Here is a 22,239-nt window from a genome sequence, read left to right as displayed (position 1 = left end):
TATATTTTAGTCAATCAAAAAAAGCTACATTAACCTATTTTCATTCCCTGGATAGATTAATGTCATGAAACTTATGCATAAACTAGATTTCCAAATCTTCTGAATGTCCCTAATATAAAAATAGGTACAAAAAACTGTTTTCAATTCAGCCAAACCGCTCTCGCTTCATCCTCACACTTTCACCGAGCAACAGCTTATGAATTTATCGTCAGCACGACAATATTTTTACCAGGAGATTCAGCAGTCTGACGAGCACATTGACTTAGCAAAGGCATCTTTGTATATTGCACAAGAAGAATATCCCAACCTAGATCCAGAGGAATACCTGAATGCTCTTCAGACAATGGCATGGGAGCTTCAAGAACGTCTGCCTTCTTCACGATATCCTTTGCGGATAGTTCAAAGTATTAATCAGTATCTCTACGAAGATTTAAAGTTTTCTGGTAATAAAATTGACTATTACGACCCGCGCAACAGCTTTTTCAATGATGTAATTGACCGCCGATTGGGGATTCCGATTACCTTAGCGCTAGTTTACCTGGAAGTTGCCCGACGGATTGATTTTCCGATGGTGGGTGTGGGAATGCCAGGACATTTCCTAATCCGCCCGGATATTCCAGATATAGAAATTTTTGTGGATGCTTTCAATGGTGGTGAAATAATATTTGCTCAAGATTGCGAGGAACGCCTGTCTCAACTTTATCAGCAACCTGTGACGCTACAACCAGAATTTTTAGCCGTAGTCAGTAATCGGCAATTTTTGGCACGGATGCTGACAAATTTAAAATTTATTTATATCAAACAACAAGATTTAGAAAAAACGCTAGGAGCGATTGAACGAATTTTGTTACTGTTTCCTAATTTAACTTTAGAATTGCGCGATCGCGGTTTGATCTATTATCAACTTGGTTACTACCCCCAAGCTATAGACGACTTACAAAAGTATTTAGCAAAAGTTCCTGATGCCGAGGATGCATCTGTGATTCGGCAGTTACTTGCTAAGTTGGGTAAAAATAGTTGAATCAAAAATGCTGTGTCAGCAACATATTGACACAGCAGTGGTTAGTTAAATGAAAATAGATGCTTATGCCTTAACTGCGGCTTGTTGTTTACGGTTGCGAACAGAGGTAAGTCCGAATGCACCTAAGCCTAAGATACCGATGATAGAAGCGGGTTCAGGAACAGAAGTGGGTTTGGGAAAAGAAGCAGTCTTCTTGTTTAGGCTGATAGAGTAATCGCCAGAAGACGAACCAGGAATAGTACCATAATTAATACCAAATAAAGCAAGGTTGGGGGAGGATGATATTCCCAAGAAGTACTCACCAGTATCCAAAAATTCATTGATAGTGGATTGTGCCGTACCCTTAGAATCGTCCTCCAGAGCGATTACCGTACCCTTAGAATCAAATAGTTCTAATAGGGTATCGAAGGATGCACCATCGACTGTTGTAGCTTTGAATCGCCCACTATCCCAAAAGAAAGAAAAGAGGTCAGCACCGTTCTTAGAAGAGATAGTTCCTTTGATGACATTAATCCCACCAGGAAGATTTTGGGCGGTTTTTAAAGTCTTACCTGCATCACCGACTTCAGTATAAGTCTTAGCTTGTGCGGTTCCTGCTGCTCCCAGTGCAATAACTGCTGCTCCCACTGTAATCAGTGATAAATTTGTCAAAACATTTACAGTAGCCATTCTGTTATTTACCCTAGAAACGAATCTTTTTGTCTGCTTTCAACGCTTTGATACTAATATGTGTATCTAAATGATTTAAAACTTTTTTACCTACTTCACAGAAAATTCACTGAGAAATAAAGCTACTAATGTGGGGTAACGAACGTAATAACACTGACTTTAAAAGACTTCTAACCCCATCTACTAAAGGTTAGAAACTGTGTTTATACTTAAGGTAATCATGAAGGACTATTCTCAAAAACTGCTTGGGAATGAATTCTCACAGCGATCGCAAAAGTCTTGTGAAGAAGGCAGTCGGCAGAGGGTTAGGAATTGTTAAGTAATTTCTTTTGGACTATTGGCCATGAACCAAACATAGTTAGTTAAAAGACCAATGATCGAATTATTTTTGTTCTTCTGCGACTCGTTTGAGGCGGCGCAGTTGGGCTTGCATATCTTCTTTTGTCCAAGATGCAGCAAAGGTGTTGAAACCCCAACTCACTAAGGGGTTAGGGATATCGTACTCAAAGCGGTTGAGTAGGCGCGTTCCCTTTTCTGTTGGCTGACATTCCCAGCGATCGCGCCCTTGAAAAAATCCCTGAAATTCCCAGACTACCAAACCCGGTTCTCGTTCCACAACTACGCTATTCAACGTGGGTTTCAGTAGAGGAATCTGAATGATAAAACGACTTTGACTGCCGACATCGGTACTCCAAGATTCGCCCACAGGTTCGCAACGGAGGACGGGGTTGAGCCAACGGTGCATAAGGGTTAAATCGCTAATACAGCGCTCCACCACCGTAGCTGTAGCATTAATTTCAATCGATTGTGACAAAACTTGGGACATTCCACATCTTTGATGCTGTTGCTGCAATTAGAGTAACGCAAAATTCAGCACTGACAGTAGATTTAAGCAAATATTAAGTAAGGGACTTCCAACAAATAAATTACCCAATATTGTGGGGTGGGCAATCTTGCCCGCCCGTATAGAAAGGCGGGCAAGATGCCCACCCCACAAGAAGTAGTTGAGTATTTTTTTATTTGGAAGTCCCTAACAAACTCAAAAATTATTCTTGGTATCATCCCATAGATGTATGTTTTTACTGGTAAATTGATAGGCGAAACACTGACTCAGTGTTTGCGGCGAATATTTAAGCTTAATTCCCGAAAACCATGAACACAGCTTGGCAAGGAATAACCCAGGTGATAGGAGTTGCTTTATCCACGAGGGGGCAGCAATTTTTGGCACAATCGCCCAACCTGCAACTGACACAACCAGCAGTGAATCAAGGAATCGCTGATGTGCAAGATATTGTTCAACAGTTGATTCTATTTACACCCCGTCTGCTAGGGGCGGTGGCAATTTTGTTAGTAGGTTGGCTAATTGCAGCGATCGCAGCAGCAGTGACGCAAGCAATTCTCAAGCGCACAAACATAGATAACCGCATTGCCGCAGGGATAACTGGTCGTCAAGATGTTCCGCAAGTGGAGAAATTAATCTCCAGCTTAGTCTTTTGGAGCATTATCCTGTTGACGGCGGTAGCTGTTTTACAGACATTGAATCTGGAGGTAGCCTCTCGACCCCTGAATAATTTTCTCGATCAACTTATTGGCTTTTTGCCAAAGTTGGTTGGTGCGGGAATCCTTTTGGTAGCCGCCTGGTTTTTGGCGACCATTGTGAAGATTATCACTGTGCGCTCATTACAGGCATTTAACCTAGATGAGCGTTTGAATCCAGAATCACAAGACAGCGCACCTAGCCTGAATCAGATGTCTCTGAGTGAGACGATTGGCAATGCTCTGTATTGGTTTATATTTTTACTCTTTCTCGCCCCAGTTTTAGATACTCTCGGACTCAGGCAGGCTCTACAACCAGTACAAGCTCTAATTACAGAAGTTCTGCTAATTCTACCGAACATTTTAGCGGCGGCCTTAATTGCTGTAGTTGGCTGGTTCATCGCTAATGTAGTACGGCGGATTGTGACGAACTTGCTGGCGACAACTGGTATCGACCATTTAGGTAGTCGGTTGGGATTATCTGCGGCTGCGGGGGTGCAACCTCTATCGAGTATTATCGGCACAATTGTCTATGTTTTGATTTTGATTCCTGTAGCGATCGCAGCGCTGAATGCCTTGCGAATTGATGCGATCTCAGTGCCTGCGATCGCCATGCTGCAACAGATTCTCAACGCCCTACCTGCCATCTTTACAGCCGTGGCAATTTGGATTGTTGCCTATTTTGTGGGGCGGTTTATCGCGGATTTGGTTACAAGTATCCTGACTAATTTAGGCTTTAATAACATTTTCAGTATTTTGGGTCTGACAACACCCAGCCGACAAATCGTAATTTCCAGAGAATCAACAGCCTCCCAGACTCCAAGCCGCACTCCATCGGAAATTGCAGGCATTGTTGCCTTAGTGGGTATTATGCTATTTGCAACGGTGGCGGCGGTGAATATCCTGAATATTCCAGCCTTGACAGCATTAGTGTCTGGTATTGTGATCATATTCGGGCGGATTTTGGCGGGATTGGTAATATTTGCCATTGGCTTATTCCTGGCAAATCTAGCTTTTAACATCATTACCAGTTCCGGGGAACGCCAGTCCCAGATTTTGGGACAAGTGGCGCGAATTGCGATCATTGCCTTAGTCTCTGCAATGGCACTGCAACAGATTGGAGTTGCCAGTGATATTGTGAATTTAGCTTTTGGACTTTTACTAGGTGCGATCGCTGTTGCTATTGCCCTAGCCTTTGGTCTTGGAGGGCGCGATATTGCCCGCGAGCAAGTTCAAGAATGGCTAGACTCTTTCAAAGGTAGGAACTAAAACTTGATAAAGGTGCAATTTTGTCTGTAAATCTCCCAAAGTTTAGCCGCAAGCATCAGTAGTGGAGAAAATCTATCGGCAATTTTACTTAATAGGTTGAAAGTTAGAGTTTAGAATCTCGGAGTTTGAGTGTAGAACTTGACATATTGAGTTCTAAAGCTCAAGTTCCGAGTTCAGAAGCTCAATTTAATCGTATTTTCCAAGTCACCTTTCTCCAAAATTACCGAAAGCCTTGCTGATGTGGGTTATTGAAGTGATGAGTGCCGTGTTGGTGGGAAATTTTGGGTCAAGATTTGATTTGGGAGCTTTTGTGTTAGAAAAACCACTATTATGGGAAAACTTAAAACAAGACGCTGTGTTGAAGACATTGGCTGTAATTCGTCAGGCAAACGCTACAAATTACAAGATTACACAACAGGAGTAGTAACGTGTGCATGAGTTGAGAGAATAGCTTGACATTCTAAATAAAAATTGTTACCGAATAACACTTATGGATTTATTTATGAACATCATTAAACGTTTTTGGATAATTAATTGTTTCGGGATATTTGTTTTATCGGCTTGCACACCTGTATCATCGCAAGAAAAAATTTTAACATCCAAAGAAGGAAATTTTAGTATCTTAATGCCAGGGACTATTTTAGAAAAAGTTAGTTCTCCAGGAAAAGTGATTAATAGCCATAATTGGACAACTCTTAAGAGTGAATCTATATATTCAGTGACCTATTCAACTTTTCCCAAACAAATAGCTCCGCAGAAAATTCCAAAAGTTTTACAAATTCTAATTAACACTGCTAATAAAACAAATTTTATTCAGGGTAAAGAAGTATCTCAGTCTCCCGTTAATCAAAGTGGATATAACTGTCAAGACTTTACTTTAATGGGCAAACCCAGTACTGACTTGCAATCAGAAATTAATAAACAAGGATTAAATATCAAGAATAAATTATTATATCAGAGAAGTCTGCTTTGTATAAAGAATAATTATGCTGTTGAGGCTGTAATCATAACCCCATCATCTGAAGAACTAAAAACGAATGGGGCATCTTTTATTAAATCGCTAAACCTCAAACCATGAGACTATTTTTTAGTACTTGGGATAACCATTGCTGTTAGTATCTTTGCAACTTTCGACTCCATAGACTTTATCGAGCGAATCTCTTTCTAGCTGCGATCGGGTCGGACTAACTGATGCCGCCGTCTGCTGCCCAATGTCACAACTGATTTATAGCGGTTATCGATTGGATGACAACACCAAAGTCATTGCTGTAAAATCATTTCAGCAAAGTTTTTGTATCTCACTCAACTGCACACCTCTATAGTCGGATAGTTCAGTTTTTGAAAGTAATATACATGAACGATATAAATTGATTACTATCTCTTTAATAATTTTGCCAGTAAATTCGTCATTAATGCTGAGGTGGTTCTCAGTCTTAAAAAGAGAAACTGGAGCAAACACTCCACAGCAGAAATGAAAGGTTACTAAAACATGGATTTTATCAACCAAGCTCAGAAGTTGGCAGATACGGTTAGAGATAAAGCTGAAGAAGTAGCCAACAATGTCGTAAACGGTATGGATGAGGTAGTTGATGGAATAAAAAACGCTACTACCGAGATGACTACTTCAAGCATCCATGCAGTTAATGATTTACAAAGTTTGTCAACCATAGCAGCACAGTCAGGTTTTCAAACTATTCAAAATGTTAGTAAAACATTTGAAGAAACTGCTGTTGGAGTTGCTACATCTAGCATGGTTATGGCTGATGCTTTGCAAAATTTACCACAGACAGCTGCCCAATTAGCCCAAGAGATGCCAAAGATTGCAAATAGGCTGAGATATCGTGCTGGTGTTCGGGTGGGAGACTTACCTCGCTCTGATGCGGATGTGATGAAGCTTTTTGAGAAAATTCCTGGCACATCAAAGCTTGAAGCCAAAGAATATACAATTCGTCAATTTCTTCGGGATAAACACGGTAGTCACATCAATCCACGTTCCCAAGGTGGCTCGAATGCTGCTGATAATATCCTTTGGGAAGTAGGCGTTGACAATCTCCGCCGAGGTGCCAAAGTAATGACCGTTGGCGAGCAGTTTTATATTCGGGTTTATAATGCGGTAGATTCTATTGTCAGCAATTCTGGAACAATCGCTAGACTTGGTATTACTGCAACGGGAACAGCTATTCTCACCCAGGTTGTAGTAACAGCGATTTCCTATTCTTTGGATCTTTATCGGGGCGAGATTACTGTTGAAGAGTTTAAAAATCTAATTTTTGAAGCAGCAAAGACAGCAGGTATTGCGACACCAATTGTTTTTTTGGTTTTGGTGGCTGTGTTAGCTTTATTTCCAGAATTTACAGTCATTTTGTCAGCACCAGTGGTTATCGCAGGCTTGAATTCTTTATTTGGTATTAGTATTGCTGTACCCATCATTCAATCGCTAATTCGTCATGTCCAAGCTGGAGGTTTTGGGATAGAAACTGCTGATGCTTACAAGAGTGCGTTTGATAGTTCTGCGCTCTGAAATAGTATTTTGATAAATGGGAGCGATCGCACTTAAGTAAGTGGGTCAAATTAAATATAAAACCTCACTCTGCCTCCGGCTTCCCTCTCCTTACCAAGGAGAGGGATTGAGGGTGAGGTTTTATCTTATATGCATCACTTTCTGAGTTTTACCTTGTAGAGTAATTCATCTTTAATCCGGTTGAGAATTGAAGTCTCATCTAGGTTTGTCAAAATCCGATTAATCACTGCTTTTGGCCCATCAGGCCCCCAAGTCGCGCCATTAGCTAAATAAACTTTGGTAACTTGTCCAATCCCGTAAGAAGAAACACCAGCTACTCCCCCTTGGGTGATTGCTACCGATATATAAGGGCCTAGCGCAATGCCACCCGTAGCTGTTGCAGAGATCCCAAGTAAAGTTTTTAATCCACTCAAGCCCAAATTTGCCAACAATTCACTAGCACCAATTCCGCCCATACTCAGGGCGATTTTTTGTAGCAATTGTACAGCCCCGGCTTCGGTCATTGAGAAGCCATAGAGTTTAGATAAACCCAAAATCAGAGCGATATCAATAACCACACTACTGAGAATATCTACCACAGTTACGGGATTGAGTGCGATCGCTAATGCCTTAGTCATCACAGCCTTCCAAATCAACTGATTCGCATTCTGTTCCCGAATCATCAGTTTTCGCTCAATCAATTGCTCATTTACAATGTCGGCATAAAGCATAGTATTGAGGGCAACCAAGGCTTTACCCTCACGGTGCAGAATCTCCAAAATTTTCAGCTTCAGTTCCTCAACTTTCGCATTCCCTGTACGCAACTGTATGCCCCTACTACCATCAGGGCGACGAATCGCCGTCTTCACTAATGGCGATGCCGCAGCCATAACAATTTCTAAAGGTGTGAGTAATTCCCGCACCCTTTCATCCCGGATTTTGTGATAAATTGCCATCCGGTCTGCTTCTGGATACTGGTCTACTTTGTTAAACACCAGAATGATCGGTTTACCTGCTTCCCGCAACTGAGAAAGAGCCATGTATTCCAGCTTTGTCATGTCGCCAGATATCACAAACAGAATCAAATCGGCAAGTTTTGCAATCTGTTCAGCTAACGCGGCACGGGTTGCACCATCTACTTCGTCTAACCCAGGAGTATCAATTAATTCCACCTGGGATTGACCTACACCAGGGAGAGTGACTCGCAAAGCACGTTCAGTTTCCCCAATCGTCTCTTCACTAATACTCCAATTAACTGTTTGTGCAGCACGAGTGACACCGTGCAGCGGCCCAGTTTCAAATACTGTTTGCCCAACCAAAGCATTGAGTAGCGAAGACTTCCCACGTCCCACCATGCCAAAAGCCGCAATCTGTACCACCATGCGGTCTAACTTCCCCAGCATGGTTTCCAAATCAGCAATTTCCGCCTCTAACCCGGTTTTTTCTTGGGGGGTGAGGTCAAGATTGGCTACCAAGTTTCGTAGCGCCGTTTGTGCTTGTTTATAATTCAGTTCTGTTTGAATGTCTTCAAAACTGAAAATAGCATTATCCAGTTCTTCCTCCCAGCTGAGAGAATTTGCATCAGTGTTGGTGGAATCGCTTTGATCAGGTTCAGGCAAGGGCAATGTCGAAGTCATATCAATTTTAGATTTTAGATTTTAAATTTTAGATTTTAAATTTTAAATACACCCCGTTTACTATCCTAGTTATTTTTAGGAGCGGTTTGGCGAGATGAGGCAGACAAGCCAGACAAGGGGAATAAGTATGCCCAATGCCCCATGCCCAATGCCCAATTAGTAGACTAATGGCTAACAAAAAGTCATAAACTGAAAAATGCATCTAAATAACGCGTTAGAATCTTGACTAAATTACCTGTGCGGAAAATCGTTATTGCCGGCAACTGGAAAATGTTCAAAACCCAGGCAGAGACCCAGGAGTTTTTACAAGGATTTCTGCCCCACTTAGAGGAAACCCCCGACGGGCGAGAAGTGATATTGTGCCCTCCGTTCACTGATTTAAGTGTTTTGTCCAAGACGTTGCACGGTAGCCTCATCCAACTGGGGGCGCAAAATGTCCACTGGGAAGAATATGGAGCCTATACGGGTGAGATTTCTGCCCCAATGCTGACAGAAAGTGGTGTGCGCTTTGTGATTGTCGGTCATAGTGAACGACGGCAATACTTTGGTGAAACCGATGGCACCGTTAATCTACGCCTCCGAACTGCTCAAAGGTTTGGTTTAACCCCAATTCTCTGTGTTGGCGAAACTAAACAACAACGAGATGCGGGAGAAACTGAATCAGTGATTACTCTCCAACTCGACAAAGGCTTGGTAGATATTGATCAGAATAATTTGGTAATTGCTTATGAACCAATTTGGGCGATAGGCACGGGTGATACTTGTGAAACAGTGGAAGCTAATCGGATAATTGGCTTAATTCGTAGCCAGTTGAGTAATCCGAATGTATCAATTCAATATGGCGGCTCAGTCAAGCCGAATAATATTGATGAGATCATGGCTCAACCAGAAATTGATGGTGTTTTAGTAGGAGGAGCAAGTCTGGAAGCTGAGAGTTTCGCTCGGATTGTGAATTTTCACTCAGTCTGATGTGCCTTATTCTCGTTCCCATGCAGAGCATGGGAATGCCTAATGTAGATTTATGCCAAGCAATTTGATAATTCGAGGACGCTGTTTCGATTGGGGACAGCGAACTTATTTGATGGGGATTTTGAATGTGACGCCTGATAGCTTTAGTGATGGGGGTGAGTTTAACACGACCTCTGCGGCTTTAATACAGGCGCAAGCACTGGTAGCTGCTGGTGCTGACATCATCGATGTGGGCGGTCAATCAACTCGACCAGGGGCAAAGCAAATAACTTTGGCTGAGGAACTTGACCGGATACTATCGGTGTTACAGGTGCTAAGACCAGAAATTTCAGTCCCGATTTCTGTAGATACTACCCGTGCTGCTGTAGCTAGGGCATCTGTAGAAGCTGGAGCGGATATAATTAATGATATTTCTGGTGGCACTTTTGACTCAGAAATGTTGCCAACAGTGGCAGAGTTAGGTGTGCCGATGATTTTAATGCACATCCGAGGAACACCACAGACAATGCAACAACAGACTGATTATCAAGATTTGCTCAAAGAGATTTATAGTTTTTTGGCTCGGCAAATTGGGGTAGCAACTACTGCGGGCATTCACCTAGATAAAATTATTATTGATCCTGGTATTGGCTTTGCTAAGAAGTATGAGCAAAATTTAGAAATTTTTCGCGGCTTGCGATCGCTGGCAACACTCAACTGTCCTATCTTGGTAGGAGCATCTCGTAAAAGTTTCATTGGTCGCATTTTAAATCAACCAGATCCCAAAGCACGAGTTTGGGGAACAGCAGCAGCTTGTTGTGCTGCTATTTTTAATGGCGCTGATATCCTTCGAGTTCACGATGTTCAAGAAATGCGCGATGTTTCACTAGTAGCCGATGCACTATTGAGACAAGCCGCACAGCCTGACCAATAATTGCTTGATGTTACAGAGCAAGCAGATTCTAGATTTATCTATGGGGTTAATCCAAAATCTAAAATCCAAAATCCAAAATTGTTTGACTCTTAAGTATTACCATTTTCGGATTTTTTGCCGTGACCTTCTGTAACTATCGACTCGGCTATCAACTCCTGAAACATTTCACTTGAGTTAGCTGGGTCTACAAAGACAATTTTGGCATTATTGCTCTCACCAAGTTTTTGGCTGGCATCTACGTAATCTTGAGCTACAAGATACCGCAGAATGTCCCTACTGTCAGGATTGGAACGTAGAGCTTCAGAAATGATTTGCACTGAAGCCATAGTTCCTTCTGCTTTCTTAATAGCAGCTTCCTTTTGCCCTTGTGCTTCAGTAATCACCGCCCGTTTTTTGATTTCAGCGGCTTGCTCCTCTTCCCTCGATTTGCGTACACTCTCAGGTAGGGTAATTCTCTGAATATCTAACCGGAGAATATCAACTCCCCAATCTGCCGTTATATTATTCAACTCGAATAACAGAGCTGAGTGCATCTCCACTCTGGAGACATTGGTCTGCTCCAGAGTGTTCTGGGCAATGATTTCCCGGAGCGTGGTTGTAGTCACCTGTGTCAGTGCGCCTTGCAGATCCTCAATAGCGTAAAAGCTTTTCTCAATATCTCTGAGCCGCCAGTACACAATAGCGTCCACTTCCACAGAAATATTATCTTGGGTGATCACATTCTGAGGCTTGATGTCTAAAATTTGCTCTCGCGTGGTATCTTCCATCACAACCTGATCCACCAAGGGAACAATAAAGTTCAGCCCTGGCTTAAGTTTGCGATGATACCGCCCCAGGCGTTCGACTAGGGCTTCATTACCTTGATTAATCAGTTTTGCAGAACCTAAGGCATAACCTATAAGCACTAAAACTATAAAAATGATTATTGGCTCCATCTATACTCCTATTCAGCTTTGGGGAGAATTTAGTGTCAAGGATATGCTACTAGCTTGTCATATCTTTGAGTTTAATGTTTTGAGTCTGTAATTTTATCAACACTAGCAGCAATGTCTGATGTCGAGTCGCTGCGTGTCTTGTACATATTCTGTAAGTATGACTGTTTTGCCCAATGCGTAGAAGCTCTGCTTCTTGTCGTCAGACATCGCTATTAAAGCACCTTGATCAAACACTGGCAAGGACTACTTTATGTAATCAACATTAGTTGTACTTACATCTTCAGACAGGCGGCATTCTTATTGCGTGTATTCACTTAATAATAGTATTTAAGGTAAAATTTAGTACTATTTAAAAAACTGCCGTATAATCGGATCAAAATTGGGTGCAGCCATTAAAAATATAAAAATATTATGAGCAGACTGTTAATCAGACTTATAGGTTTAATCCTAATTTTTATAGGCTTATACTTTTTTGGTCAAAACATCATATTTGTTAGCGGTTACTATTCATATTCTTACCGGACATTACCTGCTACAGCTTCAGTTTTCGCAACTATGATAGGTGTATTTGCATTAGTTTTTTTTCGTAGAGAAACTGGTAACTTGGGATGGATTTTTCTAGGCATTGGCATAGTACTAGTTTTCTTAAGTGGTGGAGTTATTTTAAAGCCAACTAGCTTATGGGATTTCATAATTTCTTTTGCAGCATTAGCATCTGGATATAAATTACTAAATCAGGGCAGAATTAACTTTTAAAACCTGTAAATATAATCATATTTTATCACAGATGAGAAACAAAATTCTTGCTCCCTCTCCGAACCCACGGAGAGGGTTGGAGTGAGGTTTTACAAGGTTCTTTACACTCATTGAGATGCTTCCGTTAAGGGCTTTATCTTGGTTGGATAGAGCAAGCTAAAATCGCTGCTCATCAACCAAAATAAGCGCCTTCAAACATCGGTTAGCTGACTTTGTTCTCGCTGATAGGACAGTATTCATCCAACCCTAAGAGTCAGAATTATTAATGGTGCGGCTATTACAAAGATTCATCGCCTTTTCTACTCCCTGTTTGAGGCTTAGTTCAATACACTCAACCACGAACTGAAGTACAAGAGACATTTGCTGATTTTCGGCAGAGGAAAATCGCCCCAGCACATGGGAGACAGCATCGGAATCATCGTTATTAGCTGCACCTTTGGGTTTACCAATACCGATTCGCAAACGGGGAAAGTTTTGGGTACTAAGATGCGCGATCGCACTTTTCATGCCGTTATGTCCCCCGGCGGAACCAGATAAGCGCAGACGAGTTTTTCCCAAGGGCAAATCCATATCGTCATAAATCACTAGCACTGACTCAGGCGGCAATTTATACCAACTTGTCACCGCTTGTATTGACTGTCCTGAGCGATTCATATAAGTTAACGGCTTTAGCAAGCGAATTTTACCTCCACCTGAGGCCATACCCTCGCCATACTCACCCTGAAACTTGCGGTTTTCTGCTAAGGGAATGCGCCAAGAACGGGAGAGAGTTTCTACAGCAGCAAAGCCGATATTATGGCGTGTTTGGTCGTACTTAGCTTCTGGATTCCCCAACCCGACAATTAGCTGGGGAATCACCAAAGCTGGTTGCGTAACAGCTTCTGTCATTTTGCCTACAGTCAATCAATTTTAGATTTTAGATTTGCGATAGCGTAGCGTTAGCGAGTCTCCGTACTCCTGCGGAGGACAAGCTACGCGTAGCGTCTCGCAGAGAGCGTCTTTTGGATTGAAACTAGACCGCAATGGTACAAGGCTTAGTGATTTTAGATTGACGATAGCGCAGCGTCGGAACGAGCATCCTTTGGATTTGTTACGTTCACCAGAGACGTTGCTGTAAACCGCAAAACAATCTAAAATCCAAAATCCAAAATCCAAAATCCAAAATTCGTATGTTCTCCTAGCTAGCTTGGGAAGAACTAGCGGTATCTTGCTCAGATTTAGCAGAGTGGATTTGTTTAGGTTCCAATTCAGCAGTAGTCTTTACAACTTCTTCTAACTGTTCTGCTTCTTTTTGAAACTCGTTTTGAAAGTCCTTGGAAGCTTCTTGGAAACTACGAATTGTTTTACCCACACTCCGACCAATCTCTGGCAGCTTTTTTGGGCCAAAGATTAACAGCGCCACTACCATAATTACAGCCATTTCCGGCAGACCGATACCAAATATATTCATTTTTTGTCTCCTATAAATTATAGAACCACTACAGAAACTCACATATTATAAGAATACTCGTTGAAAAACCTGTGCGTACCCTTCGGGAACACTGCGTGAACATGCCAGGGATAAAAACGGTTTAAGGCGTTTACGCCGAGCGTGACGTTTTGTTTTTATCGGACTACAAACATATTTTATATAAATATAGTTAGGGTGCACTGACCGTTAACAAAAAAACCCGGAAAAACCGGGTGTGATTTAACTTGTTATCCAAACTTGATGGCTGTGTATCCGTTAGCGTCCTAAACTCCGCCAATCGACAAGTACATCCTGAATCAACAGTGATTTATTGTAAAGTTGCAGAATAATCAGCAGAAACACGAAAAATAGCAAAATAAAAACACCCATCACAGGGGTAGTACCCCATCCTGGAGCCACCTTCCCATACTCAGAGTTCAGGGGTTTCAGGATATCTCCCAACCAAGTCCTTTGTGCCATAGTTCACCTAATATTACTTCCCAAAGCTTTTTTTAATCTTCTGTAATATTCTATAAGAATAGCACTCATCATCTATCTCTCAATTATGGAACCCGCAATAGTTCTTAGCATTTCTGTGGCTGTCGTGGTGGTTGCCATCACCGGACTGTCGATTTATACCTCCTTTGGCCCTCCTAGCAAGCAATTGAACGATCCGTTTGATGACCACGAAGATTAAACGAGTCAAGGGTCATTAGTCATTTATCAGTGGTCTGTGGAAAACCACAACTTATATCTTGCACCAGGCGACTGGAAGTCGCGCGCCAGGTGCTTCAAGTCGGGCATTGCCCGCCCAACGCACTGGCTTGGCTACACAGGCGAAACCCACGGAGGTGGTAAAAACCTTTGATTTTTTCTTAGTCCACCTCCGTGGACTTCTCTGCGAGACGCTACGCGAACGTTTGTATAGCCGCGATTTCTAATCGCCAGCGCTAAGTGCGAGATGTGAGACAATTGACCACTGACAGAGCAATAGTGGCTCACTCCAGCCTGGGATTAATCGCTGGTATCACCTTGAAACTGGCGATTTTCCAAGGGTGAATTGTGAAGATTTGTTGCCCAGATGAGAATTCAGTGTTAGGGGAACGCTCTAACAAATCTACTGTATCTCCTAGACTCAACCCTAAATCACTTTGCAAAGATAACTCGGCTGTTTCTCCGTGACATTCATAACACCGCAGAATTAACTGCTGTGGGTCATCTTCAGATGGCTTCAAAGCCATTAAAATTAAATTTTCAGCTGATAAATCTAGGAATCTCACCCCCAACGCATCTTTACCAGCACAGAGGGGAGAATTTTTATCTGGGTTTTGATTAACGGGATTCAATATCACTTGCAACGGTATATTCAATTCATAGCCACGCCGTACTGTATGGGCTGATTCCCAGCTAGTTGCATGAGGATACAAGGTATATGTGAACTCGTGAAAACCTCTATCAGCCTCTGAGTCTGGCCAATTAGCACTACGTAGCAGTGTCAAGCGGAGTTGATTTGGTTTGCTGTCGTAACCGTATTTACAATCATTTAGTAAACTAACTCCGTGAATACCCGCTTGTGTTTCTGCTGTCAAATCAGCCCAACGCAAAGCGGGAACTTCCCATTTTGCTTGTTCTGCGGGGGTTTGCCGTTTAGTTGGGCGGCGAATCGCGCCACAGGGAATTTCATAGGTAGCAAAGTCTGCTTCAATATTCAGAGGAAAAGCAGCTTTCACTAATACATGATTTTCTTGCCAATTAACGGTAGTAGCTATGTTTAGCAGAGGTGAACCAGCTTGCAAAATATAGTCTTGGCAAAATTCCGATTCACCCAACTGACGCACCACGCGCACACGACTTTGCACTGGGCCTTGTTCTAACCACTGGATAGATTGAAGATTTGTTGCGGGTAAGGGATGTTGAGCGTAATTGGGGTCTATATTCCAAGCATCCCAATATTGACCACTGTCTTTAAAAGCTTGCAGTTGATTCCCCGCCCCACTCAAAACTTCTCGTTGATAAGTTTTGTCAAAAACACTTGATAAATCTCCCGTATCAGGATCTATAACAACTCGCAGGAATTCATTTTCTAAAATCCAGTCTGGCAGGAGTAGGGAGTGGGGAATGGGGAGTGAGGGAGATGAGGGGGAAAGCCAAAATATGCGGTAGCCTACGGGTGGAATTTCGGTGGCGAGAAATAGTAGCGTTGATGGTTGAGATAGTTGGGAGATAAGCTGCTTTCCAGAAGCATCGTAAATCTGCCATTCCTCTGGCGTGGGTAAGGCTACAGAGACTACCTCAGAACGTTGCCAATTGAGAGAATTGAAAACGAAAATAGGCAAACTATCGGATTTTGGTGGTTCTGATAGAGTAGTGTGAGATGCGATCGCTAAAAGTGATGACTGTAATATCTTCGTTCCCACTTGTTCCACTTGCTGCCACTGGGGCAACGCATCTGTGTAAACTTGGGTAATTGAAGAACCAGGTAAAATATCGTGAAACTGTTGAAATAACACCAGTTTCCAAGCTGCTTCGATTTCTGCTTTGGGATATGTCACGCCACAGCTTACAGTTGCCAAGGTCGCAAATAGTTCAGCTTGATATAATAAATTTTCACAAAGACGATTCCAGCGTTTTTGATCTGCGTGGGTAGTGTAGCAACCGCGATGGAATTCTAAGTATAGTTCGTCATTCCAGATGGGACTTTGAATTTTGGATTTTGGATTTTGGATTTTGGATTGTGAAGTTAACTGACTACTAATCTCCTGTAAATATTTTTCAGCCGTCGTAAATTCTAAGTCTGGGAAGAAAGGCGACTTTTGCCAGCGTTGGGCGGTTTCTAACATATCACGGGTGGGGCCGCCGCCGTGGTCGCCGACACCGGGAAGCCAGAGGGATTCTGGTAAATTAGTTTGGGTTTGCCACTCAAGAGCGTAGGATACCATTTTAACAGGGTCAATGCTTTCACCGATGGGTGCAGACATCAAACTAAAGACTTCGCTACCGTCAGGCGATCGCCACCAAAAAGCCCCATAATCAAATTTAGTAGTATCATTCCACCGCAACTTCTGCGTGACAAAATATTCAATTCCAGCATTGGCGAAAAACTGCGGTAAAGTTGCACAGAAACCAAAAGAATCTGGAACCCACACCACAGTTGAAAGCTTACCAAATTTCTCCTGGATGTAGCGTTGACCATACAATAGCTGACGGACTATTGATTCACCAGCAATTAGGTTGAGTTCCGGTTCCACCCACATTCCGCCGACAACTTCCCAACGTCCAGCAGCTACCTGTGCTTGAATCGCCCCAAACAAATCTGGGCGATGTTCCTCAATCCAAGCATAAAGTGCGGGAGTCGAATGACAGAAAATTAACTCAGGAAAATCTTCTTGCAACTTCAGAACCGACTCAAAAGTGTTTTGCGCCGCATTCCAAGTTTCACTCACAGGCCATAACCATGCTAAATCTAAATGAGCATGACCCAATAAGAAAATTTTAGATTTTTGATCCCCCCAACCCCCCTTCAAAAGGGGGGCTAAGATGTCGGATTGAATTAGGTTTTGGCGTAGAGATAAAAACGACTTCACCAACTCTTTCTTCTCTTCCTTCTCTTCTCTACGAGAGGCTGCGCCAACGAGACGCTGCGCGAACGCGTCCTTCGCGCCTTCTCTACGAGACGCTGCGCGAACGCGGTTCGTAACCTCCCCCACCACCTCTACCAAAACATCCAACCTCTCCGGTGCAAATTTTTCCAAATAAAGCTGCACCACAGCTAACTCATCAGCCACAAAGCCCGGATCGGGATTATTATCATCAATAGACTGATAAACTAGGAGCGATCGCACTAAAGCACCATCACAATGTCCCGGACTCACTAAGCGCAAAGCCACAATAAACTCTTCCCCTGGCGTTACCCCTTGACTGAGAAGCACTCTCGGCGAACAATCAAATAAATCCCCTTCCAGCACTAACTCCCCATTCACATAAATCTCAGCAGAATCTGCCCACCAAACCAGCGCCAGCCGCAAAGATAAGCCAGCTAAGGGATAACCCTGTAAATCTTGGGGAACCACCAATTTTTGCACTAGCCATAGCACTTTTTTGCCGCCTGTCCAAGCGATATGTTCTTTAGCATTCAACTGGACAGGTTGCCAATGAGACAAATCAGCAGCTACAACATCAGTAATAATCAGGTCAGATTCCTGGTATAACCAAGTAGACTGAAGATTAACTTGACAAAAAGAGCGCAGTTGCTCAATTGCTTGTGAGATGAATTTGGTCTGGGATTGAGAGACAGTCGGGGTCATATTTTCGCTAAGATAAGGTCACTTACGATAATTAACAGTTAGTCGTTTTTATTGTTTGGCGCGAGTCTCACAACTCAACAAGACTTGAACTAAAAAATTACTACTATGTCTTCTGGTTCCTCTGGTCGTTATCAAAGCAGACTATTTAACTTTGTCCACCAGCAATCTCGGCGGGTGACACAACAGTGGGAACACACCTTCCGGCATTTGCAAGTTGCCACTAAGTGGGGTGTGGAGGTACTACTTTACCCAGTGTATCTACTGTTTCAGTCATCGGAATCGTCTGGGAAAACGCTACAGACCAAAGAACCACAAACTAGACTAAAGTTACAACCAAATGATACCGATTTCCAGCCCGTAATGCCAAATGTTGATAGTCCTATTCAACATGTACTAGAAGCTGTCCATTATCTATCATCTGATCAACCCGCCTCTACTCCTGCAAAAACATCTGAATTTTTCAATCCTTTGGCTTTGGTGGGAGTTTTTCGGCTGAAATTCGTTGAGAATAATGCTAATCTTACTCAATCATCAAATATTACAGAGAATAAAGCTGAAAGTCTCAAACCTTCACATTTGGAAAATCCCCTTCAACAGCATGTTTCAATAGTGCGGGGAATTGCCACAAATTTGCTCAATCGAAATTTAGTACTTATTACTTCTGATAATGAAATTCTAGATATTTTGACACCTCAACAGCAGGCAAAATTAGAAGACCGGATTATTAAGGAAGTTGCTAAGTACTGGCAGTGTTGGCGGTTGATTATAGCTCAAAAAGAAACGCAGCTATTACCACAAATTGACCGTTTATTAGCAAAACTCACTGACGGTAATCCAGCTAAAATTCCAGTTTTAGCCGAGGGAATACCAAAAGATTTAATTAATAATACCGTGTCCAATCTTATCTCAAACCTAACCCCCAACCCCAACCCTACAATGCTTGGGGAGCAAGAATCAGAGCCTAATGGACTCTTGGGGAGAGGTTTGGAGAATAAATCGCAGATCACGTTTAATGCAGATAGATTATTAGCATTTCTAGATACAGCCGTTGCTAAGTTGGAATCAAATGCTTTAGTACCTGTGCAAGAACGTAGCCAGGAAATTGTCCAAGTTGCCCAAACTCAGTTAAACATATTTCTTTATGGCAAAGAGCAATTAGCTGGTAGGAGAGAAATTGCAACCACTGCTGATGATTTGGAAACTCATAAATTGAATCTTCAGGCTTTGATTGAGGCGGCGCTTAATTACTTTTTTGGTGTTGGTAGTAGAAAAACACTTGAGCCAACAACCAGTGATCAGCGATTGCCAGGTAAAGTATTATCATCACGCCCTAGAAAAGGCTTGCCCAAAAGCCCTCAGTTGGAGAACCAGGATTTAAAAGATGATCCTTGGCTAACGCGGGGTGATTTATTTGGTGACACCGAAACCGTTGTTGATAAGCCAGTTACACTTTCTCAAACTAAAAATCCTACTTTAGCCGCAAGTTTATCAGTAGGGCATTTTCCACAAAAGAATTTGAGTGTAAAACAACCTAAAGTGGGTTCTGGCTTGGTGCAAAGAAAACAAGTAACTAATAATGTCGCCTCAAGTCAAAAAACATCTGGAAAAGTCGCTTCTAGAAAACAAACCCAAGCCCGTATTTCCGAAACTAAAAGCGAGAGTGGTAAAGGGGAAATTTTGCAACAGCAATTTCACCAAAGCAGTCAAGTTGAGGCACAGCCAGACTGGATAGAAACCAAAGCAACTTCAACAGGCTATGAGAAGCACCCCTTAGAGCAACTTCTGGAATGGCTTGATTATGTTATGCTCTGGCTAGAAGAGAGATTTGTAAAGATTATTCAGTTTTTACGGCAGATGTGGTATGGGAAATAATTCGTAATTCGTAATTCGTAATTCGTAATTAAGAAACTTAGATTCAATCCTTATTAAGGAGCCTACGGTTACAAGCCCTTGTGATTATGAACATCTTTATAAATCTTCCGCTTCGTTGCCATGCCGCCTTGGAATAAATTCCGAGGCTAATAGTTAAAGTCCTCTCAAGAGGACTAAATATAAGATTTTAAAAAAGTGGAAATTTCAGTCCACTAAGCGTGGACTTGAGCTATTAGCCCAGAACTTTAGTTCTAGGCGGGATGTTGGGTGAGCGCTACACTTTGACTGTTACAAAAATGTGGGTAACGACAAGGATTAGAAGCTTTTAAATACGTGAGGGTAACTAAATTCACTGTAATTCTTCCATAGCTCGAAGCTATTTTTACTACAATGGATGTTGACATATTAGTAGCTTACTGGGAAAATACGTAAAAAATTAAGCCTATGATTGACCATAGCGATCGCATAGTGTCTCGTAGAGAAGGCACATTCCAAGGTGTTGGAGGACTTGACCTGTATTACCAAAGCTGGCATCCAGAGGGTAAAGTACGGGCAATATTAGCGATTGTGCATGGACTCGGAGGACACAGCGATCGCTACAATAATGTGGTTCAGCATTTGATACCCAAACAATATGCTGTCTACGGCTTAGAGTTACGTGGTCATGGACGTTCACCAGGTCAGCAAGGCTATATCAACGCTTGGAGTGAGTTTCGCGAAGACCTGAGAGCCTTCTTAAAGTTAATTCAGACTCAGCAGCCAGGATGCCCAATTTTTATCTTGGGTCATAGTTTAGGCGCAGTGATTGTCTTAGATTACATTCTACGCTATCCCCAACAAGCATCAATATTGCAGGGTGCGATCGCTCTAGCGCCAACCTTGGGGAAAGTTGGGGTTTCACCTATTCGCGTGCTTTTAGGAAAAATGCTCTCACGGGTGTGGCCGCGTTTCACCCTGAATACAGGTATTGATATCAGCGCTGGTTCACGAGATGAGGAGATTGTAGCGGCTTATGTCCAAGATACACTGCGACATACCCGTGCTACTGCCCGTCTGGCTACAGAATTCTTTGCAACAGTTGATTGGATTAATGCTCACGCAGGTGATTGGCAATTACCATTATTGATTCTCCACGGTAGCGCAGACCGAGTTGCTTTACCAGAGGGAAGCGATATCTTTTACCAACGGATAAACTCCACAGATAAACTGAGAATTGAGTATCCAGGAGCCTATCACGATATTCAAAATGACCTTAATTACCCTGAGGTATTGGCTGATTTGGAAGATTGGTTAGAGCGACACTTACCATCTGAGGTAGTGCAGCGCTGAGTTAGAGTTTCCTAGTTCTTAGCACTTTAATAGTGATTAATATACTAAAATCATTAAGCCACATCTCCAATTTTATCTACTATCTTACCAGCGCGATGTCTACGAAGGGCTGTGACGCTCCTGCGTCGCTAACGCTACGCTATCGGTGACGCATCCACTTCTATTTAATATGCGATCGCAGCCTGAAAAATAATAATTACACTGTTGTTGGATCAACCGCTACAATTCCTTCAGATGCATAGCGAATGAAATCTTTAGTATTGAATGTTAAAATATGCGTCACACTATTTGCCTTCATATTAGCAACGAGACGAGCATCATGCACTTGGACACCTGACACACTGAATGTGACAACAAGCTTACGCCACTCAGGGTAAATAGTAGGCATATCAGGTAACAATGGAAAGAGGCGCTCAATCAGTCGCAGCAACCAATCTGCATCTGTTGGTGTCAAGCCAAATCCGTTTTTTGTCGCTGGTCTTGTAGCAACATTCCAAAACTCAACGCAGTTTTGCACCGTGATTTGCAGTGTATGTCCATCGTGTCGCAGTTTTCGGATCGCAGTTCGTATTATTGGGTGTAGTGGGTGAGTGCGATCTACAAAACGTAGTAGGATGTTAGTGTCTATGAGGTATACCACTGCTAAGGATGATCCTCATAAATACTCTCACGAGTCACAGCATAATCTGACAGTACAGGTAAATTTGAGCCAAAGTATACTGCAAACTCGTCAGCTAACTTATCTGCAATTAGTTCAAACTCCTCATTATTCAGTTGACCTTGTGTGTGAAACTTCGCCATCAACTGAGTGCGTTGTCCTTCTTGACCTTTGTGCTGTTGGTCTTGAAAGATTAGCTCTTGAAAATATTCACTGGCTGAACCATAACCGCCTTTAGCAACTTGTTCTTCGACAAAGACTTTCATCGACTCAGGTAAGGAAATCTGAATGTTAGTCATACCTTTAAAGTTCGGGTGAACTGATTTTATCTACTATGCTACCAGCGCGATGTCTACGACGGGCTGTGACGCTTCTGCGTCGCTAACGCTACGCTATCGGTGACGCATCCACTTCTATTTAA

General features: G+C 42.5%; 21 protein-coding genes. 11 read left to right on the top strand and 10 right to left on the bottom strand.

Translation table 11 applies throughout. The features are described from left to right. The first annotated feature begins 196 nt into the window (after positions 1-196). Positions 197-1,021, top strand: coding sequence for a SirB1 family protein (locus tag HWQ23_RS14245; RefSeq protein WP_292829291.1), 825 nt, complete (start codon positions 197-199; stop codon positions 1,019-1,021). A gap of 63 nt (positions 1,022-1,084) precedes the next feature. Here HWQ23_RS14245 and HWQ23_RS14240 read toward each other — a convergent pair whose 3' ends face one another. Both HWQ23_RS14240 and HWQ23_RS14235 read right to left on the bottom strand, forming a co-directional pair. Then, positions 1,085-1,690, bottom strand: a complete 606-nt coding sequence (locus HWQ23_RS14240; RefSeq protein ID WP_292829289.1) for a DVUA0089 family protein — start codon at positions 1,688-1,690, stop codon at positions 1,085-1,087. 382 nt (positions 1,691-2,072) lie between these two features. Continuing rightward, positions 2,073-2,516 (bottom strand): SRPBCC family protein, encoded by a 444-nt coding sequence (locus HWQ23_RS14235; RefSeq protein ID WP_292829287.1) that lies wholly within the window; start codon positions 2,514-2,516, stop codon positions 2,073-2,075. Between the two features lie 326 nt (positions 2,517-2,842). Here HWQ23_RS14235 and HWQ23_RS14230 point away from each other — a divergent pair, with 326 nt between their 5' ends. From HWQ23_RS14230 to HWQ23_RS14215, 4 genes are all read left to right on the top strand, one after another. Beyond that, complete coding sequence (locus HWQ23_RS14230; RefSeq protein WP_292829285.1) at positions 2,843-4,495, top strand: mechanosensitive ion channel; 1,653 nt, start codon at positions 2,843-2,845, stop codon at positions 4,493-4,495. A 238-nt stretch (positions 4,496-4,733) separates the two neighbouring features. Next, entirely contained in the window at positions 4,734-4,919 is a 186-nt protein-coding gene (locus HWQ23_RS14225; RefSeq protein WP_292829283.1) for a hypothetical protein, read from the top strand. 78 nt (positions 4,920-4,997) lie between these two features. After that, the gene (locus tag HWQ23_RS14220) at positions 4,998-5,573 is read left to right on the top strand and encodes a hypothetical protein (RefSeq protein WP_292829281.1); all 576 of its coding nucleotides are present in this window, start codon (positions 4,998-5,000) and stop codon (positions 5,571-5,573) included. A 411-nt stretch (positions 5,574-5,984) separates the two neighbouring features. Continuing rightward, complete coding sequence (locus HWQ23_RS14215; RefSeq protein ID WP_292829279.1) at positions 5,985-7,016, top strand: HNH endonuclease; 1,032 nt, start codon at positions 5,985-5,987, stop codon at positions 7,014-7,016. Between the two features lie 134 nt (positions 7,017-7,150). Here HWQ23_RS14215 and HWQ23_RS14210 read toward each other — a convergent pair whose 3' ends face one another. Then, on the bottom strand, positions 7,151-8,632 hold the full coding sequence (locus HWQ23_RS14210) for a GTP-binding protein (RefSeq protein ID WP_292829277.1): 1,482 nt from the start codon (positions 8,630-8,632) through the stop codon (positions 7,151-7,153). Between the two features lie 237 nt (positions 8,633-8,869). Between HWQ23_RS14210 and tpiA the strand changes: the two genes are divergently transcribed. Continuing rightward, entirely contained in the window at positions 8,870-9,601 is a 732-nt protein-coding gene (gene tpiA, locus HWQ23_RS14205) for a triose-phosphate isomerase (RefSeq protein WP_292829362.1), read from the top strand. Between the two features lie 52 nt (positions 9,602-9,653). Beyond that, positions 9,654-10,514 carry a dihydropteroate synthase gene (folP, locus tag HWQ23_RS14200; protein ID WP_292829275.1) on the top strand — a complete coding sequence of 287 codons (861 nt, stop codon included), beginning with the start codon at positions 9,654-9,656 and terminating at the stop codon, positions 10,512-10,514. 89 nt (positions 10,515-10,603) lie between these two features. Here folP and HWQ23_RS14195 read toward each other — a convergent pair whose 3' ends face one another. Continuing rightward, positions 10,604-11,449 carry an SPFH domain-containing protein gene (locus HWQ23_RS14195; protein WP_292829273.1) on the bottom strand — a complete coding sequence of 282 codons (846 nt, stop codon included), beginning with the start codon at positions 11,447-11,449 and terminating at the stop codon, positions 10,604-10,606. A 411-nt stretch (positions 11,450-11,860) separates the two neighbouring features. On the opposite strand from HWQ23_RS14195, the gene HWQ23_RS14190 reads away from it, so the two are divergent. Then, positions 11,861-12,205, top strand: a complete 345-nt coding sequence (locus HWQ23_RS14190; RefSeq protein WP_292829272.1) for a hypothetical protein — start codon at positions 11,861-11,863, stop codon at positions 12,203-12,205. 246 nt (positions 12,206-12,451) lie between these two features. Here HWQ23_RS14190 and pth read toward each other — a convergent pair whose 3' ends face one another. The 3 genes from pth to psbH form a co-directional block, all read right to left on the bottom strand. Continuing rightward, positions 12,452-13,093 carry an aminoacyl-tRNA hydrolase gene (pth, locus tag HWQ23_RS14185; protein WP_292829271.1) on the bottom strand — a complete coding sequence of 214 codons (642 nt, stop codon included), beginning with the start codon at positions 13,091-13,093 and terminating at the stop codon, positions 12,452-12,454. Between the two features lie 289 nt (positions 13,094-13,382). Next, a complete protein-coding gene (locus HWQ23_RS14180; RefSeq protein ID WP_292829270.1) occupies positions 13,383-13,655 on the bottom strand; it encodes a TatA/E family twin arginine-targeting protein translocase in 273 nt (90 codons plus the stop codon). Between the two features lie 276 nt (positions 13,656-13,931). After that, the gene (gene psbH, locus HWQ23_RS14175; protein WP_292829269.1) at positions 13,932-14,135 is read right to left on the bottom strand and encodes a photosystem II reaction center phosphoprotein PsbH; all 204 of its coding nucleotides are present in this window, start codon (positions 14,133-14,135) and stop codon (positions 13,932-13,934) included. An 85-nt stretch (positions 14,136-14,220) separates the two neighbouring features. Between psbH and psbN the strand changes: the two genes are divergently transcribed. Then, positions 14,221-14,352, top strand: a complete 132-nt coding sequence (gene psbN / locus HWQ23_RS14170) for a photosystem II reaction center protein PsbN (protein ID WP_196525836.1) — start codon at positions 14,221-14,223, stop codon at positions 14,350-14,352. Between the two features lie 301 nt (positions 14,353-14,653). Here the strand turns inward: psbN and HWQ23_RS14165 are convergent, their stop codons facing one another. Next, positions 14,654-17,959, bottom strand: coding sequence for an alpha-mannosidase (locus tag HWQ23_RS14165; protein WP_292829267.1), 3,306 nt, complete (start codon positions 17,957-17,959; stop codon positions 14,654-14,656). Between the two features lie 105 nt (positions 17,960-18,064). Between HWQ23_RS14165 and HWQ23_RS14160 the strand changes: the two genes are divergently transcribed. Further along, on the top strand, positions 18,065-19,831 hold the full coding sequence (locus HWQ23_RS14160; RefSeq protein WP_292829265.1) for a hypothetical protein: 1,767 nt from the start codon (positions 18,065-18,067) through the stop codon (positions 19,829-19,831). A gap of 444 nt (positions 19,832-20,275) precedes the next feature. After that, entirely contained in the window at positions 20,276-21,160 is an 885-nt protein-coding gene (locus tag HWQ23_RS14155; RefSeq protein ID WP_292829263.1) for an alpha/beta hydrolase, read from the top strand. Between the two features lie 196 nt (positions 21,161-21,356). On the opposite strand, the gene HWQ23_RS14150 is transcribed toward HWQ23_RS14155, so the two are convergent. Both HWQ23_RS14150 and HWQ23_RS14145 read right to left on the bottom strand, forming a co-directional pair. Next, the gene (locus HWQ23_RS14150; RefSeq protein ID WP_292829261.1) at positions 21,357-21,800 is read right to left on the bottom strand and encodes a type II toxin-antitoxin system VapC family toxin; all 444 of its coding nucleotides are present in this window, start codon (positions 21,798-21,800) and stop codon (positions 21,357-21,359) included. Between the two features lie 2 nt (positions 21,801-21,802). Next, positions 21,803-22,117 carry a ribbon-helix-helix domain-containing protein gene (locus HWQ23_RS14145; RefSeq protein WP_292829259.1) on the bottom strand — a complete coding sequence of 105 codons (315 nt, stop codon included), beginning with the start codon at positions 22,115-22,117 and terminating at the stop codon, positions 21,803-21,805. Positions 22,118-22,239: the final 122 nt, after the last annotated feature.

Source organism: Nostoc sp. JL33 (assembly GCF_017114985.1).
Classification (GTDB): domain Bacteria; phylum Cyanobacteriota; class Cyanobacteriia; order Cyanobacteriales; family Nostocaceae; genus Nostoc.
Note: the sequence above shows the minus strand (reverse complement) of the source record. Positions and strands in the feature narration are given on the sequence as shown.